This is a genomic window from Paenibacillus durus, assembly GCF_000756615.1.
GTDB classification, from domain to species: Bacteria; Bacillota; Bacilli; order Paenibacillales; family Paenibacillaceae; genus Paenibacillus_AQ; species Paenibacillus_AQ durus.
On record NZ_CP009288.1, the window covers coordinates 2,765,816 to 2,782,533 of the forward strand.

The 16,718-nt window shown below is 50.0% G+C and carries 14 protein-coding genes; 12 read left to right on the forward strand and 2 right to left on the reverse strand.

Going from position 1 to position 16,718, the window contains the following annotated elements; genetic code table 11:
* Positions 1-74: 74 nt before the first annotated feature.
* From PDUR_RS11780 to PDUR_RS11800, 5 genes are all read left to right on the forward strand, one after another.
* A complete protein-coding gene (locus PDUR_RS11780; RefSeq protein WP_042206438.1) occupies positions 75-3,194 on the forward strand; it encodes an efflux RND transporter permease subunit in 3,120 nt (1,039 codons plus the stop codon).
* Between the two features lie 41 nt (positions 3,195-3,235).
* A complete protein-coding gene (locus PDUR_RS11785) occupies positions 3,236-4,531 on the forward strand; it encodes a VTT domain-containing protein (RefSeq protein WP_042206439.1) in 1,296 nt (431 codons plus the stop codon).
* Positions 4,532-4,648: 117 nt separating this feature from the next.
* Positions 4,649-5,182, forward strand: coding sequence for an RNA polymerase sigma factor (locus tag PDUR_RS11790; protein ID WP_042206440.1), 534 nt, complete (start codon positions 4,649-4,651; stop codon positions 5,180-5,182).
* Positions 5,179-5,664: an anti-sigma factor family protein gene (locus PDUR_RS11795; RefSeq protein ID WP_042206441.1), complete on the forward strand. Its 486-nt coding sequence runs from the start codon at positions 5,179-5,181 to the stop codon at positions 5,662-5,664. Before PDUR_RS11790 ends, PDUR_RS11795 begins: the two co-directional genes overlap by 4 nt.
* A 14-nt stretch (positions 5,665-5,678) precedes the next feature.
* Entirely contained in the window at positions 5,679-6,509 is an 831-nt protein-coding gene (locus PDUR_RS11800; RefSeq protein ID WP_156130442.1) for a hypothetical protein, read from the forward strand.
* A gap of 67 nt (positions 6,510-6,576) precedes the next feature.
* On the opposite strand, the gene PDUR_RS11805 is transcribed toward PDUR_RS11800, so the two are convergent.
* Together PDUR_RS11805 and PDUR_RS11810 are read right to left on the reverse strand one after the other, a co-directional pair.
* Complete coding sequence (locus tag PDUR_RS11805) at positions 6,577-8,208, reverse strand: response regulator (RefSeq protein WP_042206443.1); 1,632 nt, start codon at positions 8,206-8,208, stop codon at positions 6,577-6,579.
* Positions 8,209-8,228: 20 nt separating this feature from the next.
* Positions 8,229-10,052 carry a sensor histidine kinase gene (locus tag PDUR_RS11810; RefSeq protein WP_042206444.1) on the reverse strand — a complete coding sequence of 608 codons (1,824 nt, stop codon included), beginning with the start codon at positions 10,050-10,052 and terminating at the stop codon, positions 8,229-8,231.
* Positions 10,053-10,235: 183 nt separating this feature from the next.
* On the opposite strand from PDUR_RS11810, the gene PDUR_RS11815 reads away from it, so the two are divergent.
* The 7 genes from PDUR_RS11815 to PDUR_RS27285 all read left to right on the forward strand — a co-directional run bounded on the left by PDUR_RS11815 (position 10,236) and on the right by PDUR_RS27285 (position 16,582).
* Complete coding sequence (locus tag PDUR_RS11815) at positions 10,236-11,570, forward strand: ABC transporter substrate-binding protein (RefSeq protein WP_042206445.1); 1,335 nt, start codon at positions 10,236-10,238, stop codon at positions 11,568-11,570.
* A gap of 114 nt (positions 11,571-11,684) precedes the next feature.
* Positions 11,685-12,566: a carbohydrate ABC transporter permease gene (locus PDUR_RS11820; protein ID WP_042206446.1), complete on the forward strand. Its 882-nt coding sequence runs from the start codon at positions 11,685-11,687 to the stop codon at positions 12,564-12,566.
* An 11-nt stretch (positions 12,567-12,577) separates the two neighbouring features.
* Positions 12,578-13,399 (forward strand): carbohydrate ABC transporter permease, encoded by an 822-nt coding sequence (locus PDUR_RS11825; RefSeq protein ID WP_042209294.1) that lies wholly within the window; start codon positions 12,578-12,580, stop codon positions 13,397-13,399.
* 5 nt (positions 13,400-13,404) lie between these two features.
* Complete coding sequence (locus PDUR_RS11830) at positions 13,405-15,108, forward strand: glycoside hydrolase family 66 protein (protein ID WP_042209295.1); 1,704 nt, start codon at positions 13,405-13,407, stop codon at positions 15,106-15,108.
* Positions 15,109-15,210: 102 nt separating this feature from the next.
* The gene (locus PDUR_RS29825) at positions 15,211-15,456 is read left to right on the forward strand and encodes a hypothetical protein (RefSeq protein ID WP_233277608.1); all 246 of its coding nucleotides are present in this window, start codon (positions 15,211-15,213) and stop codon (positions 15,454-15,456) included.
* Positions 15,372-15,560 carry a GNAT family N-acetyltransferase gene (locus PDUR_RS29830; RefSeq protein ID WP_330217266.1) on the forward strand — a complete coding sequence of 63 codons (189 nt, stop codon included), beginning with the start codon at positions 15,372-15,374 and terminating at the stop codon, positions 15,558-15,560. Before PDUR_RS29825 ends, PDUR_RS29830 begins: the two co-directional genes overlap by 85 nt.
* A 116-nt stretch (positions 15,561-15,676) precedes the next feature.
* Positions 15,677-16,582 (forward strand): hypothetical protein, encoded by a 906-nt coding sequence (locus tag PDUR_RS27285; RefSeq protein ID WP_052410195.1) that lies wholly within the window; start codon positions 15,677-15,679, stop codon positions 16,580-16,582.
* The last annotated feature ends 136 nt before the right edge of the window (positions 16,583-16,718 follow it).

Genomic DNA, 16,718 nt, shown 5'->3' on the forward strand with positions numbered 1-16,718 from the left:
AAATCTCAGGCAATGAACAAATAGGCGCTGAGTGAAGTCTTTTCTCTATATAGAACTTGAGAGGGGACTTCGAAATGAAGCGGATGATTGAATCCGTAATGCAGCGGGCAACGATTATTTTGGTTTGTGTCGTACTTCTATTAGCGTGGGGAGCGGTTTCGGCCTTCCAAATGCAGAGGGACTACCTTCCTGGCATCAATAACACCACTTTGATGGTGTCACTGCGCGCATCGGCCTATCAAGCGGATCAAATGAAACGGGACATCACAACACCCCTGGAAGACGCGATCCGTAAGACCGGCGGGTTAACCAGCCTTGAGACAACCTCGTACGATGGCGGACTGCTGATGAATCTCTATTACCCGATGGATTACGATATGGAAAAAGCGGAGAACATAGTTAAACAAGCGTTGAATGATGCGGTATTGCCGGATGGGGTTAACAAGCCTGCCGTAACAAGATTAACATCAAGCACGTTTCCCATCCTGAGTTATAGCCTGACTGCAAAAAATAACCAAGTGGATGATCTGACTCTGCAATCTACCTTGCAAACAGACATCGTCAAGCAGTTGAAATCCGTTCCCGGTGTAGCGGATGTCCAGACCGTCGGCGGAGCCAACAGGGGGTATGTCGTTGTCCTTCGCATGAAAGATCTGGCGGCTAACCGCCTGACGGTGGACGATTTTAATAAATCCATCACGGCGGATGTGCCCAGCCTGCAGGGAAGCATTGCGAATGTTAAAGCCCCGTTTCCCGTCAGAGTAGAAGGCTGGGACCTTACCGGGCAGCAACTGAACAATCTGGTCATCAAGAACAAAGACGGTCATAGCGTGCCTTTATCGGCCGTTGCGTCGGTATCTCAATCCCTGACCGATGTAAAGACGGTCTCCAGAACCAATGGCCGAGCAAGCGTTATAATTAACGTCATCAAGACGCCTACGGCAAACATTACGGATGTCGCGCAGCATGTAAAAGAACGCGTCTCCGGCATCGCTGCGCTTCGCAGCGGCGACCTGTCAATGACTCTGCTGACCGACCGTGCGCATGATCTGAATAGTTCCCTGAAGGGGCTTGTTCGCGAGGGTTTGCTGGGCTGTGTGTTCTCCATGCTCTGCGTTCTGTTCTTTTTCAGAAATGTGCGGTCTACACTCTTGATCGCCGTGACGCTTCCCATTTCCCTGCTGGCAACAACAGCTATTCTGAAATCAATAGGCGTCACGTTGAACATATTGACCGTCTCTGGATTAATCGTGGCCATGGGCCGCATTGTGGATGACGCGATCGTCATCCTGGATAATATGTATCGGCGGGTTCAGGAAAGTAAGGGCAAGCCGGTCTTGAATGTGTTGGCTTCTGCGGTCGTAGAGATGCTGCCGGCCATTTTCGCTTCCACCGCGACTACCGTCGCCGTCTATGTTCCGATTGCTTTAGTTGGCGGAATCATTGGCGCGTCGTATGCCGGCTTTGCCTGGTCGGTTGTCATCGCGCTTCTCGTATCGTTCTTCGTCGCTATGCTGGTGATTCCGGCATTTGCATTTATGGGCTGGAGAGAACCTAAGGCTGAAGCGGTAACGCTCGAGCCTTTGATGAAGCCGCTTCTTCAGTCGGCGCTGAAGCATAAGAAGACGGTGGCTGGTATCTCGCTGACCCTATTTGTTGCCGCTGCGCTGTTCGCATCACAGCTTCCATTTAGCCTGCTGCCCAGCACGGCGAGCAGTCAGGCAGCCATACAAGTAGAGCTTCCGAAGGGAACACCGCTGTCTGAAGTGGATAAGGAAGTAAGGAGAGTGGAAGACGTTCTGCATAGCAACACCAAAATTGCTTCCTATTCAGCGACCTTCGGGTCTTCGTTTACGCCGCAGGCAGACGATGTATTCGACCAGGGCGGAGGTTTCATTCAGCAGCCGAACGTAGCCAACCTGTCCATCCAATTAAAAAATCCAAAAGAAGTGAATGCGTTCATACCGGCTTTGCAGTCTGATTTAGACAAAGTTTCAAACCGTGCTGCCATTACGGTAACCAATCAGAATATCGCAGGCGATGATTCAACGATTAAAATTATGCTAACCGGCGCGGATCAGCAAACATTGGAGAACGCTGCCCAGCTTGTACGCACGAAACTGGCTCATATTGAAGGCCTAAGCGTGGCAGGAAAGACAGATCTGACGAACGGAATTCCCAAGTACGCTATAGCCATTGACAAGGAAAAAGTCACCAGGGCTGGAATCAAGCCGGACGATATCAATAAGCTGTTAGCCCGTTACATGGCAAAAGGAAAGGACTTTGATATTTCAACATCCACAGGACCCGGTACGATTCCGGTCGACGTGTATATCGATTCTGTCGCAGCAGGTGTGGTAAACGATAATTCGCTGCCTGTTTATTCACCGGAGCAAGTGCTGGCCTCGCTTGCAGCCGAGACAATCACCGGCAGAGGTGGTCAGTCCTATCGTCTGGACCAATTGGCATCGATTCATAAAAGTACTGCCGTTTCTTCCATTCAAGAGCGTGACGGTCAGCCATTCTCTGTCGTAGCTGTGCAAATCACCTCCAGTGATCTGAGCAAAGTGTCAAGCGCCGTAGATCAGGCATTGAAAGACATACAGCTTCCAGCCGGAGTGACGTATTCGCTGGGCGGTATTACAGAGCAAGTTACGCAGATGATTATTGAGATATCGATTGCAGTCGTCGTATCCATATTGCTCGTCCTGCTCATTACGAGCTTCGTATTCAGAGGGTGGAAAGCTCCGTTTGCTGTATTGATCAGCATCCCCCTTGCCTTATCCGGTGTTGTGCTCGCCTTATACGCGATCCATGGACAATGGAATCTCGCCGCATTCATCGGGGTGTTGATGCTTACAGGCATCGTGGTTACCAATGGGATCGTCTTGATTGATACAATCGAACGTAACCGCAAAGAGGGATTAAGTCTTCGGGGAGCCGTGGTGCAGGGCAGTCTCTCGCGGGTTCGGCCCATTTTTATGACCGCAGGCACGACGGTGCTCACCCTGATTCCGCTTGCCTTATCCCATAGCGCCGATACCGTCATTTCGCAAGTGCTCGGCATCGTGGTGATTGGCGGGATGATCACCTCCACATTGAACAGCTTTGTGATGATTCCAATTATTTACGAATGGATGCAGGGGAAGGCGGCGCGAAATACCGGCCTAACGAACAGCGCTACAGAGGTGTAATACCACGATAGGTATAAATTAAAGGAAGAGGAGGGTTTTCGTTGAATACTTTGACAGCATGGCTTGAACATTACGGATACGGACTGATTTTTTTCGCCTTATTCCTTGAAATGCTCGCCTTGCCCCTTCCTGGTGAAATGCTGATGAGTTATACAGGCTTATTCGTTTACGAAGGGAAATTAAATTGGCTGCTTAGTACCCTATTTGCGAGCGCCGGCGCTACAGCCGGCGTTACGCTTTCCTACTGGATCGGTTACCGGCTGGGTAAACCTTTTACAATCAAATATGGGCATCGTATTCATCTGGGGGAGGAGCAGCTGGCCCGCATATCCTTGTGGTTTGAGAAATATGGCGATAAGCTACTGTTCATCGCTTTTTTCATACCTGGTGTCAGGCATATAACAGGATACTTCTGCGGGGTAACCCGTATGCCCTTCCGCCGCTATGCCGTCTACGCATATTCCGGTGCGATTTTTTGGGTCAGCTTATTCATTTCCCTCGGCAGAGTGCTGGGGCCAAAATGGGAAGCCTATCATCGAACGGTGAACCGCTATATGATTATCTTCGGGCTCGTCTCGGCTTTGTTGACCCTGTTGGTCTATCTCTACCGGAAGCACAAACGGCGTGTTCTTGCATCGCTTATGGCACTGCTAATCCAAGGAGTACGCCATTTTAATTCATTCGGAAAAGTTAGATTCCTGGTGCTGGCTGCATTTTCAGCATTAGTTCTATTCGTCTCTCTGATGCTGGGGCTGATTCAGGATTTTCTGGCGCAGGAATTCAGTCAATTCGACGAGGTTGCCTCATATGTCGTTCACACCGTATTTGGACCCGGGTGGCAAGATGCAATGAACGGCTTTGCGAAGTTAGGCTCCTTATATTTTTACGGGCCTCTTATCGTGTTAACAGCTCTTGGGGTCGTCCTCAGGGGCAGTGACAGGCTGCTGGAGCTTTCCTTTCTGCTCTGGGTAGTGCTTGGAGGGGAACTGCTTGATACAGGGCTGCGCATGCTGTTTCATCGTCCTGGATCTGTTGCGGCCGGGGTTCAAGTATTTAATACATTTCCCAGTGAAGAAACCCTTACTTCTCTAACCGTATGCGGGTTCTCCGCATTTTTACTGCTTCGGCATTATAGTGAGAGCTTGATCCGCATTTCGGTGATTTTGTCTGTTATTTTATTGTGCCTGCTTGTCGGGATTAGCCGCATTTACTTTAACGTGCAATTTCCAAGCGACGTTGCGGCAGGATATGTATTCGGCGGGGTGTGGATCAGTTTAAACGTCATTCTGCTTGAGGTCTTAAGGCTGCTGCGAAATAACGAAGCCCTTACTGCCTGATTGGGGCTATCGCCGGTGCGATATTGGGTATTGGTCTCTTGTTATATAATGGGATGTGGTGACACAACAGGCATGATGGTGTGAAAGCTTCCGTTCTGGTAGGAGTTGAGGGCGCGAGTGGTGGACGAGGAACTAAATCATATCATTCATCGGGCTAAGCATGGTGATAAAGAAGCATTCGCTCAGCTTGTCAAACGTTATAAAGGCCATGTATATCGATATGCTGCCGGTATGCTGGGAGACCGGATGGACGCAGAAGACGTCTCTCAGGAGGCGTTCATTAAAGTGTATTATTCATTATCCGGCTTGGACAACGAATATGCATTCTCGTCGTGGATCATTCGAATTGTCTCCAACCTTTGCAAGGATCGATTGAAAAAACGTACAAAAGAACAGCGGATGAGCGATGAGCCCAATGAGACGATAGCGGATCAACATTTGCCTGACCCTCTGGAGAAGTTGTCTATTGAGGAAGCTATGAGCAGGCTTACTGTCGAGCATCGGGAAATTCTGCTGCTGCATGAAGTGCAGGGGTATCGTTATGAAGAAATTGCGGATATCATGGAAATCCCCTTGGGGACGGTGAAATCCCGGCTGTTTGCCGCCCGAATGGTGCTGCGCAAAGAATTAGGAAAGGGGGACCGGGGATGATCGAACATCCGGAGGATCAGTTGTCGGTTTATCTCGATGGCGAGTTGAATGATGACGAAAGGCAGCGTGTAAAAGACCATATTGAGAAATGCGAGTCCTGTAAGGCGCTTCTGGAAGAGCTGTCAACCCTACAGCATGACCTTGCGCAGACATTCCGTCGGATTCAAGAGCCGGCTCATTTAGAGGTTCGGATTCTCCAGTCCATAGCAGAAGAAGAAATACCGGCAGCTGCTGAAAAAGGTTGGGTACTTGGCTTTCTTATGATGTTGTTGACATTCAGCATCTTTTGGTTCCTGACCGGATCAGTATTAGTAAAGCTGATTCATGGATTATTGAAACTCACGGCAGCCATGGTCTATGCGGCGTCGCATTTCATCCTCAGCGTACCCGTGTTAACCGGGGTGACGGTTGTTCTCTCATTAGCTATCCTTACAGCATCCGTGTACTCGCTTAGGCGACTGCTGCAGACCACAGCCAATTGAAAGGGATGAAAGAATTGAGAAAGATTTTTTACACATTAAGCTGTTTCATACTCCTTATGTTCCTCATCCCTGGCCTGGCATCGGCGAAGAGTATCTTTGAGCATCAGAATATAACTGTGCCCGCAGGACAGACCGTTGACGATGTGTATGTTGCCGGGGGCGATGCGGATGTGTTTGGCCAAGTAAACGGTGTGGTTGTCGTCATTAATGGCAGTCTTCGTCTTGGAAGCACCGCCAATGTAAAAGGCGTTGTCATTGTGGTCGGGGGACAGGTTAACCAAGATCCGGGAGCTGTACTGGGTGACGATGTCTATAATATTTCACTTGATAACGCTACACAAAATAGCCTCCTGATTGGCGGCGGACTCGTGCTGGGCTTGTGGGTAGTGCAGCTCGCGGGCAGCCTGCTTATGGTTCTTGTACCTGTACTCATTAGAATCATCGTAAAGACGAAAATAGCCGCCTTCACTGATCAGTATAAGCGTGAATCCATCGGGCGATTGCTTTACATTGGTTTCCTTAGCGGATTGATTATCACGGCGCTGAGCGCGCTTTTGCTCGTCACAGTTATTGGCATTCCGATCTTAATCCTTATTCTGTTAGCTGTGATCGTTGTCGTCGCTGCGGGCATCACAGTGATGAGTTTTCGCCTTGGCGAAATGTTTCGTGGACCAACCCAAAGTTCCGATTGGGTGAAAGTGCTGATTGGCGCGTCCATCATAACCGCTTTCGTCAATATCCCTTTTATAGGCTGGGTTGTTCTGTGCCTTGTCGCGCTGGTATCTTTGGGCATTGGCACACAGTGGATATTCCAAAAGATGAAGAAGAAATCCAAGACTATATAAAGAAAGAGTCCGCGAACGTTTCGGCTGGACAGCATTTTGGCCTGAGCGTTCGCGGGAGTGAGCCTGATTAAAGTGCAGGCCATTCCGCAGCGCTCAAATGCTTCTCCTGATATTCGCCCGGGGGCATATGATGAAATTGTTTAAATACATGTGAAAAATGCTTTACGCTCACGTAACCGACCTTCTCCGAGACATCGTATACTTTCACGGGAGGGGTGGCCTTCAGCAGCTTTGCGGCCTGCTCCATCCGGACCCGGGTCAGAAATTTGATATACGATTCCTGCATCGTTTTGTGGAAGATGCTGCTTAAATAGCCCGGCGAAATCCCCATCTGATCGGCGAGCAGGGCAAGGCTTAACGGCTCCGCATAATGGGAGTAGATATAGGTTCTGACCCGGCTGACGATGTCCTGTTCATTTTCGTGTACAGGCTCTTCTATGCCGCCTCTGATGAGGCAATGAAAGATTTCCTGAAACAGCCCGAGCACCGCTTGTATGGAAAGTCCGGGCGGATTGCCGGGCATCTGCCGGAGATGCTGATAGGCGCTTTCCGCGAATCCGCCCTGACGTTCCAAAGGCCCGTTCGCAAGCTGCCTTAGCAGATGGAGCCCGAACTTCAAGACATGAACGGAGCTAATATGCGGCAGACTTTCAAAAAAACGCTTCACCGCCATTAAAAAAGCTGCCTCATTCCGATCCGGGATGGCAAATTGCAACGAGCTTAACGTTTGCTCGAGAATGGCAAGTCGCTGAAGCTGAACGTTCTCATCCGGTTCATTGAACAGGAAAGGCTCTTCCAAGAACAGGCGATGGTTAAGAGTCTCAGCCGCTTTGGCATGGGAGTACTGCAGATGAAACAGCTCGGATTCATAGGTTCCGAGAGCGCCGGAGACGGTAATTCCGGTATTGGCAAGCATGGCGGAGGAGACTTTCTCATAGAGCGAACGGCATTTATGCTGGGTATGATTTTTGTCTTCACCCGTCACCAGCACGCAGGTATGCTGATCTTCATCCAGAAAGACGAATCCCGAGCCGTTTGTATCGGACAGCTCGCCCGTTATCTGATTGAGAATAAAGCGGAAGACGGAAATATCGCCGTAAGGTATCCCTTTTTGGGCAAGCCGGTCTTCATCCAGATCCAACACCATAATCAGACCTTCCGTTTCGATCAGCTGGACCTTCAGGCGGAAGACGAGGGGATACAGAGCCTTGATCTCCACGCTGTCGCCGCTCACTAGAGACTTCAGGAACTGTCTGACGACCTGCGCCTGGCTTTCCTTGGAGACCTTTCCCATAGCTAAAGCAGCAAGTTCCTCATGAAATTTGCGGTCCAGCTGCGCGGTAACCTGCGTCAGGGCTTCGACCAATTCATCATGGACTACGGGCTTCAGCAAATAGTTCTGCGCCCTGAAGCGGAGAGCATCCCGGGCAAGCGAGAATTCATCAAAGCCGGACAGAATCAGGATAATGGGCGGATTCTCCGATTGGGACAGCCGTCTGCACAGCTCCAGTCCGTCAACGACAGGCATTTTAATATCGGTAATGACCAGATGGACCCGCATCTCCTGAAGCATCTCCCAAGCTTCCTGCCCGTCCATGGCTTCCCCCGCGACCTCCCAACCCGGATGATTGGAGGCGATATGCAATCTCAAATATTCGCGTACGAGCGGTTCGTCATCCACAAGCAGCACTTTATACATTCTCATCGCTCCTTCCCAAATCAGGTTTCCGGCAAAAGAATATATACGATGGTTCCCTGTCCCTGTAAGCTATCCACCTTAATTCCATAACCGGAACCGTATTTTAATTTAATCCGCTTATTCACGTTGACCAGGCCGATGCCGGTTCCCACCCGGGCACCATCGGGGGTCTGATCTTCTCCGGCAGAAGGATGATCCGGCTGGGCCTGCTCCAGCTTGCCGCGAAGCTTCTGCAGCGTTTCCGGGCTCATGCCTTGCCCGCTGTCCCGGATCGTGAACAGAACCTCGCCGCTCGCGGTCTTTTCTCCGGCAATAACAATGCTGGTCTGTTCGCGTTTGGCTTCGCAGCCGTGAATCACCGCATTCTCGACGATCGGCTGGAACAGCAGAGCGGGAATGGGCATGTCGTACAAAGCGGGGTCGACCTTTAGCTCGTATTCCAGTCTGCCTTCATAGCGGCTGCTTTGGATGCTTAAGTAAGCCTTAAGGAGATCCAGCTCCTTCTGCAGCGGAATGTCCTTATCCATCCGGGTCATGCTGCGGAGCATGCTGCTTAATTTATGGAGATGGTCGATGGCCTTGTCCTGCTTGCCCGTCTGCATCTGCATGGATATCAAATTCAGCGTGTTGAACAGGAAGTGCGGCCGGATCTGATTGTACAGCGCCTGAACCTGGGCTTCCTTCTGGAGCAGCTCCTTCTCGTATACCTGCTTGACCAGCTGCGTATTTTCCTCCAGCATTTCACGTACCCTGGACACCAGACCGTTAAAAGAGGTGCCGAGATGCCCCAGCTCATCATTCCGCTGCGCGGGAAAAGAGACCTGCAAATTCCCCTGCTCCACCTCTCTCATTAATTTCACGATATGCAGCAGAGGGGCTAGAAAACGGCGGACGAAGAAATACATCAGGATAAAAGCGAGCAGCGAGCAGGCCAAGGCGATAAAGAAGCCGAAATTTCTCGTTTCCGTGGCTTTTTGATTCAATTCCTTGATGGAACTGACGGCGACAATCGTCCAGTTGGAGCGCGGGAGCAGCGTTGAATTGAGCAGGTAGGAGGTGCCGCCCTGGTTGATCGTCATGGTCGGTTTGCCGCTTGCTTTGACTTGATTGAAGAAAAATACGGCGTTCAACCGGTTCGTACTCCGGTAAATCACGTTGCGGTTATTGTCCAGAATAAACAAGCCCCCGCCCGAGCCCATATCGACTTTGCTGCAAATGACCGCAATGCCGTTATAGTTGGCGTCCACCTTGATGGCCCCGAGTATTTTCTCCGTATCCCGCGTGCTCCGGAGCTGCTTCACAATAGAAAAAACCTTGGGACCTCCATTCTTCACCATCTGCTGCGTATGTGTGGGCACAAAGATGGAATCCTGCGTACTCATCGCCAGCCTATACCAATCGAATTCATGAAACCGGCTGTCGTAGTCCACGCTGATGGGCATGCGCCCGACCGTATAGATTTCATCTGTCAAAATAAAGACCCGGTTAATATCCTTCCGTGGATAAATCATCATCTCTTCGAGATAATTATCAATGAAGCGGCGCTTTTTTAGCTGGGCCAGCTGGGAATCATGGACATCTTCCTCCAGCGTCTGCATCACGCCGTCGTTCATATAGGGCGACAGGGTAAGGCGGAACAGATCGTCGAGGTAGGTATCAATATTATAGGAGACCTGGGCGATAATTTGCTGCACCTGCTCGGAGGATTGCTGTTCAAAGTCCATCGTGTATTTGGAATAGGACAGAATGGAAGCCAGAAAGACCGAGCCTAAAATGAACAATACGGAGAAAAAGAGCAGCTTTTTTTTAATACTCCAGTAGCGGTAGCGTTTCCATTTGTACATATCCCACTCCCCCCAACATCAGTGTATCGGTTTCTTGTATGCGCTTCAATTTGTTTTTCGGGAATATGCAAAAACCGTACCCTTGTGTAAAAATACGGTGTTTTGCGTTCGCGCATTCCCCCTTATGATGAGACTGTAGCAGGGAACACAATCAGGGGTTAGACAACAAAGGGAGGATTCAGTATGAGAAGAAAGAAACTCGGCTTGCTGCTCAGCGGCGTGATGATGTTCGGCTTACTGGCAGGCTGCGGCGGCAAGAGCGCGGATTCGCCAAACCCAAGCGGCAATGCCGCAGGCACGGCTCAGGAAACGGGTCCCAAAGAAACGGTGAAGCTGAAGTTTTTTACCGGAAAAGTGGAGACGGTCGATTTAATGAACACGCTGATCCAAAAGTTCAACTCGGAAAATCCGGGGATCGAAGTGGAACAGGAATATCAAAAGGACGCAAGCAATGTCATTAAAGTGAAATTCGCTTCCGGCGACATTCCCGACATTACCACAGTGGTAGAGCAGGATTATATCGATCAAGGCAAATATCTGGATCTTTCAAGCGAGCCGTTCTGGCCAAGAGTGCTGCCTGCGGTCAAAGAACTGTCGACGGACGTAAAGAGCGGCAAGCAGTATCAAGTGGCGACGAACGTGACGATGGCCGGTATTTTTTATAATAAAAAAATATACCAGGAGCTGGGCCTGAAAGAAGCGCTGACCTGGGACGAGTTTAAAGCGAATCTGCAGGCGGTCAAGGACAAGAAGCCGGATGTGACTCCGCTGTTTATCGCCGGACGGGAGTCGTGGACGCTTGGACACCTGATCGAGTTCCTGGCTCACGGCATCATCAAGCAGGATTTGGGTGTAAAAAGCTCCCGCGAAGCCTTCATCAACAATGAATCCGATAAACTGAAGTTCGATCAGGAGAACGGCCCGATTGATACTTTCGCGAAACGGCTGCTCGAGCTTCAAGACGCGGGCCTGATTAACAAAGACGCTTTGACCGCGACGTACGACAACCAGAAGGAAGCGTTCGCTACAGGCAAAGCCGCGATGATCAGCCAAGGAATGTGGGTGGTTGCCGATCTGCTCAAAATTAGCCCCGACTTCCAGAATGACATCGGGTTCAGCCCGTACCCGTCCATCCAGGACGGAACGAAACCGGTCGTCCTTTCTGCCGACGATTCGAGATATGCCATTACCGCCGAGTCCAAGCATCCGGAAGAAGCGAAGAAGTTCCTTGAGTTCTTATTGCAGCCGGAAAATCTGAAGACCTACAGCGAGTTCCTGAAATCACCTCCGGCATTCACGGATGTGACCGCGGATTGGGGACCGCTTAAAGAACAAGCCAATCAGGCCCTGAGCAGCGGCGTCAACATCGCTTTCACGGATTCGCCGTCGGGCTTCTCGGGCGATGATGCCGGCCGAATGGTGCAGGAGCTGCTGGCGGGCCAGTATGCCAATTCTCTTGATTTTGCCAAAGCCTACAAAGACGCATGGGATAAAGCCTGGAAAGCAACCCACAGATAAGCGGCGTTACGGTTTCGTAGCGCAAGACTGCGGGAGTATGACGACACCGGGACCCGTGAGTGGCAAAGTGCAAGATAAAGCCCGGGTTCCGGCAATGGATCGGAGAGAGATCGGATGAATATACTGCGTAAGCTATGGAATGACCTGCATCTTTTTATGGCATTGCCTGCGATCCTGCTGTTTGGGCTGTTCTTTATTTATCCATTGGTGCAGGGAATCGGGATCAGCCTGACGGATTCCAACGGCATGACCGCGCCGCGTTTTATCGGACTACACAACTTTGCCGACTTTTTCCATGATGCCCGGGCGAAGAGGGATGTGTACAATACGGTCTTCTTTGCGATTGGAAGCGCTCCCCTGCTTAATTTATTCGGATTTTTGTACGCGCTGATTCTCGATCGCCCGTTTAAGGGAAAAGGCTTTGTGCGTGCGGTCGTCTATTTGCCTGCGGTCATCAGCCCGCTGATTATGGGGTACGTCTGGTATTTTATCCTGCAGCCGGACCGGGGCTTTCTCTATCATTTGCTGGCAAGCCTGCATCTGGGCACCGGCGGAAGCGACTGGCTGGGCAATGCGCATTCTGCGCTCATTGTACTGGTGTTCATCAATGTGTGGCAGTTCGTGGGGATGACGATGATTATCTATCTGGCGGGTCTTCAGTCCATTCCGAAAGAACTGTACGAGGCTGGAGAGATCGACGGCGCCGGGTATTTGAAATCGCTCTGGTACATTACGATACCGATGGTCGTTCAGTCGATCAAAATCAATGTCGTGACCAATATTATCGGTTCCCTGTCCGTCTTCGAGGTCATTATCGCGCTGACGGACGGAGGGCCGGGCTACAGTACGGAATCGCTGAGCATCTACATTCTTCGCATGCTGTACGGAAGCTTTACCGGCTATTCGACGGCGGTAGCGATGATTCTGTTCGCCATGATTATTATTCCCGTCTTCATCTTTATGAGATATATCAATAAAAAAGAGTTTGAAATGTGAGGGCCGCCGCTATGAAAAATCCGCGAACACTTGGCAAGTATACGCTGGTAACAGGCATGTCGCTGCTGTCCTTGATCCCTTTTTACATCCTGCTGTACTTGGCGCTGAACAAGCCCTCCCGCACGTTGTTTAATGGCCTGTCGCTGCTGCCCGATTTCAATTTCTCCAATTTCTCGGAAGCGTGGGAATCGTCCAGGATGGGGCTCGCTACGCTGAACTCCCTGATTATCACTATCGGTGGTGCCTTTCTGATTATTCTCGTGGCAAGCTCCGCAGGCTACGCCATCGCCAGGTACAGCAACATATTTCACCAATCGGTCTTCAACCTGCTGCTGATCTGCATGATGATCCCGGCGATCATTATTACCGTGCCGCTTTACACGCTGATGAAATCCATTGGCGGCATCAATACGCATTGGGCGATGATTCTGCTTATGGCGTCGAACGGTATTCCTTTTTCCGTGTTCCTGTATACCGGCTTCATTAAAGTGCTTCCCCGGGAAATTGAGGAGTCCGCGATTATCGACGGGTGCACGCCGTTTACGGCCTTTTGGAGAGTCACGTTTCATTTTCTACGTCCGGTAACAGCGGCGGTCGTCATTTTGCAGGGGCTGGCGATCTGGAACAATTACGGCCAGGCCGTATTTTTCCTGCAGGGTCAAGACATGAGAACGATTCCGCTGGCCGTCTCCATGTTCTTTCAGCAATACGGCGCGCAGTGGAATCTGATGGCAGCTGCTGCCGTGATCGGGCTTGCGCCCGCTGTCCTTGCTTTTCTGATCTTCCAAAAATATTTCGTCAAAGGAATAACCGCCGGAGCGGTGAAAGGATGAACCGTATGTTTCCAACGATTAAAGACGCCTACCCGAGCAAAGCCCAATATGTAACTGGAGAACCGGTATGTATCAAGGTTGAACTGGATAATCCGCTCCAGCATGAAGCTTCGGTTCGTCTAACAGCAGAACTTGTATCTATGAACCGCGTGTTGGACAGCCAAGCCTGTGATATCGTCATTCCTCCGGGTGCCGTTTTAACGCATCTTCTGGATTTTGGCCCGCCGGATGAAGCTTTTCGCGGATATGGTGTCGATTTGCTGCTTACACAGGACGAAGCGGAGCCTGTGCGTTTCTCGACGGCCTTTGATGTGGTTTCGAGCTGGCGGCAATCGCCGAGGTACGGCTTTTTAAGCGATTTTCATCCGCGTGAGCTTGGGGATGTCAAGGATGTGGAGAGCCTTAATAAGCTCCATATTAATCTGGTGCAATTTTACGATTGGATGTACCGCCACGACGACCTCGTTCCGCCGGAGGATACCTTTACCGATCTGATGGGGAGAGAGCTTAGTCTTCAAGTTGTGAAGGAGAAAATCGCGCTCTGCCGCTCCTACGGAATGAAGGCCATGGCCTATGGAGCGATTTACGCCGCAAGCAAGGATTTTTACCGGGAGCGTCCGGATTGGGCGCTGTATTACGGCAATGGAAAAGTCATCGATTTCATCGATATTTTTACGATAATGAACATCAGCGAGGAGTCTCCCTGGCATTGGCACATCATTGGGGAGTACAAAAAGGCGATCGAACAGGTCGGCTTCGACGGCATCCATATGGATACGTACGGGTATCCGAAGACGGGCATTTCAAGACTCGGCGGCGTGGAGAAGGTAGAGCGGCTGGAGAAGCAATTCCCGGTTCTGATCGAGAATACCCGCGAGGGACTGGGCAAGTCCAAAGAGGATATCGGCCTCATCTTCAACAATGTGGGCAATTGGCCGGTGGATACGGTGGCGGCTGCCGCTCAGGATGCCGTATATATCGAGGTATGGAATCCTTATGAAAAATACCATCATATCCAGCAGATTATTGCCTGGGCACAGCAATTCGGCCATGGGAAGCCGGTCATCCTCGCCGCCTACTTGAAGCCTTTCCGGCTAGAGCCTCCGGAAGCCATCGATAAAGCGCACGCTGCCGCGCTGCTGCTGTCAGCGGTGATTTTCTCCCACGGGGCTTATCATCTGCTGCTTGGAGAGAACAACGGAGTGCTTACCCAAGGGTATTACGTCGATTATTCCGTGGCGGACGAAGCCTTCATGCGTGAAATCCGGAATTATTACGATTTTATGGTCCGCTACGTTCATCTGCTGTATGATCCGTCTTTGCGCGACGTATCGATGACGCATGTGGAGGGAGACAATCTGGAATACGTATTCGGCGGCGCGCCTTATTCCACATACGGCGAACCCGGCAAAGTCTGGACCGTAGTCCGGGAGAACGAGCAGATGAAATTAATCCAGTTCATCAATCTGACGAATAACACCGAAGACTATTGGAACGAAGGGAAGAACCGGCCTGCGGAGGTGAAAAATCTGACCGCTCGCGTTCAAGTGAATGAGCCGGTCCGTTCCGTATTTACGGCTAGCCCCGATATTAACATGGGCAGACCGAAGGAGCTTGAATATTCCATTGAAGAAGGTGATCGGGGAACTGTGCTTTCCGTTATCGTGCCCAGCGTGTATCAGTGGAGTATGTTGGTGATTGGGCACTGAACAGGCGCCATAGATAAGTTCGGGGCCAAGGTGCATTTTTGCCTCCTTCCAGCCGGATGATCTATAATAAAGCCGCTGTTAATGAAACGGGAGGCATGCTAGATGCTGATAAAAGATATGGATGGGGAGACCAGGAAGGAAGCGGCCAAGCTTGCCGGTCCGTTGATGATCTCCCGGGGGGGAAGATTCACCGGCTGGAGGAACTGCCCGGATGCTGTGCTGAAGATGAGAACGGGAACCTGCTGGCCACAATCTTCTATAATGTGCGGAATGGAGAGTGCGAGATCGTCTCGCTGGAGAGCAGGGCGAAGAATCGCGGCGCTGGCACCCGGCTTATCGAGGTGGTGATGGAGCGCGCCCGGGCGGAAGGATGCGCCAGAGTTTTTATCAGAAAAGGGGATTTGATCTCAAGGCCGTTTACCGCGATGCCATTACAGAGGCGCGTAAGCTAAAGCCGTCGATTCCCCTGATCGGGTATGACGGCATTCCGGTCCGCCATGAGCTTGAACTGGAGTATTTGTTGTAAACCGCAATCCGAAACACTGTGGTATTATATGGAGGGGAAGATATGAATTTTGAGGACGCAGCAAATTTCTTATGGAAGCATGGAAGATTATTAGAAAGAAGAATTTTTGAATGCGTTTTCCTGGATGGGTCGAAAAGTAACATTTTGACTTCACTTAAAGCTTATCAGAACGAAGATGGTGGTTTTGGACACGCACTTGAGCCAGATTTACGAGTTCCGGATAGTCAGCCCCTCTATATGGAATTTGCACTGCGGGTCTTATATGACTGCAACATTAAAGATGAAGAACTTTCTCAAAAAGCATGTGATTATATTTCAAAACTTGCTGATCTAGAGAAAGGAATTCCAACCATTTTATCTTCATCAGCTAAATATCCAAGAGCAGAACATTGGAATAATTCACTTTCTACAGAGCCATCATTCAGCAGGCTTACTGGACTGGTCGGACTTCTCAAATGGCAAGGTATTGAACATTCTTGGCTCGATAAAGCAACAGATATCTGTTTGAAGAACATTTCTTCTAAGACATATGAAGATGCACATACGATTTTAACTGCATTTTGTCTATTAGAAAGTTTACCTCAAACAGACTATATCAAAGGATTGTTTCAGAAATTATCTAAAGATCTTTTTATCGCCAATTTCTTTCGTTTGGATGTCGATTCCCATAGTTATGGACTTTCTCCTCTAGAGTTTTCACCATCATCAACTTCTTACTGTAGATCGATATTTTCTGACGACATTATCCTTGAGCATTTGAAAGTGCTTGAATCCCAACAAGACGATGATGGCGGATGGCATATCGAATGGGAGCCTCCTGGTGAAACGGCAAGATTAGAATGGAGAGCTTACAAGACTTTGAAGAGTTTAATGATACTCCATTCTTACAACCGAATAGTTCAATGGAGTACGGGAAAGAGTACCTTACAAGAAGGGAGTACAAATTGAAACTACTTAATAAAACTGAAATAGATTTAACAGAAATATTGACTGATGATTGATATTAGTAAATTAAAAGAGAAGTAACTGACGTTTCGCACCCTTGAGTCCCCTAAGAAAAGAAATAAAAGCAAAAATGAAATAG

What these genes read in the sequence shown, in the direction of transcription:
- PDUR_RS11780 (WP_042206438.1), top strand. Translation starts at nt 75, where the DNA reads ATGAAGCGGATGATTGAATCCGTAATGCAGCGGGCAACGATTATTTTG.
- PDUR_RS11795 (WP_042206441.1), top strand. Translation starts at nt 5,179, where the DNA reads ATGATCGAACATCCGGAGGATCAGTTGTCGGTTTATCTCGATGGCGAG.
- PDUR_RS11805 (WP_042206443.1), bottom strand. Translation starts at nt 8,208, where the DNA reads ATGTATAAAGTGCTGCTTGTGGATGACGAACCGCTCGTACGCGAATAT.
- PDUR_RS11810 (WP_042206444.1), bottom strand. Translation starts at nt 10,052, where the DNA reads ATGTACAAATGGAAACGCTACCGCTACTGGAGTATTAAAAAAAAGCTG.
- PDUR_RS11815 (WP_042206445.1), top strand. Translation starts at nt 10,236, where the DNA reads ATGAGAAGAAAGAAACTCGGCTTGCTGCTCAGCGGCGTGATGATGTTC.
- PDUR_RS11820 (WP_042206446.1), top strand. Translation starts at nt 11,685, where the DNA reads ATGAATATACTGCGTAAGCTATGGAATGACCTGCATCTTTTTATGGCA.
- PDUR_RS11825 (WP_042209294.1), top strand. Translation starts at nt 12,578, where the DNA reads ATGAAAAATCCGCGAACACTTGGCAAGTATACGCTGGTAACAGGCATG.
- PDUR_RS11830 (WP_042209295.1), top strand. Translation starts at nt 13,405, where the DNA reads ATGTTTCCAACGATTAAAGACGCCTACCCGAGCAAAGCCCAATATGTA.
- PDUR_RS29825 (WP_233277608.1), top strand. Translation starts at nt 15,211, where the DNA reads ATGCTGATAAAAGATATGGATGGGGAGACCAGGAAGGAAGCGGCCAAG.
- PDUR_RS27285 (WP_052410195.1), top strand. Translation starts at nt 15,677, where the DNA reads ATGAATTTTGAGGACGCAGCAAATTTCTTATGGAAGCATGGAAGATTA.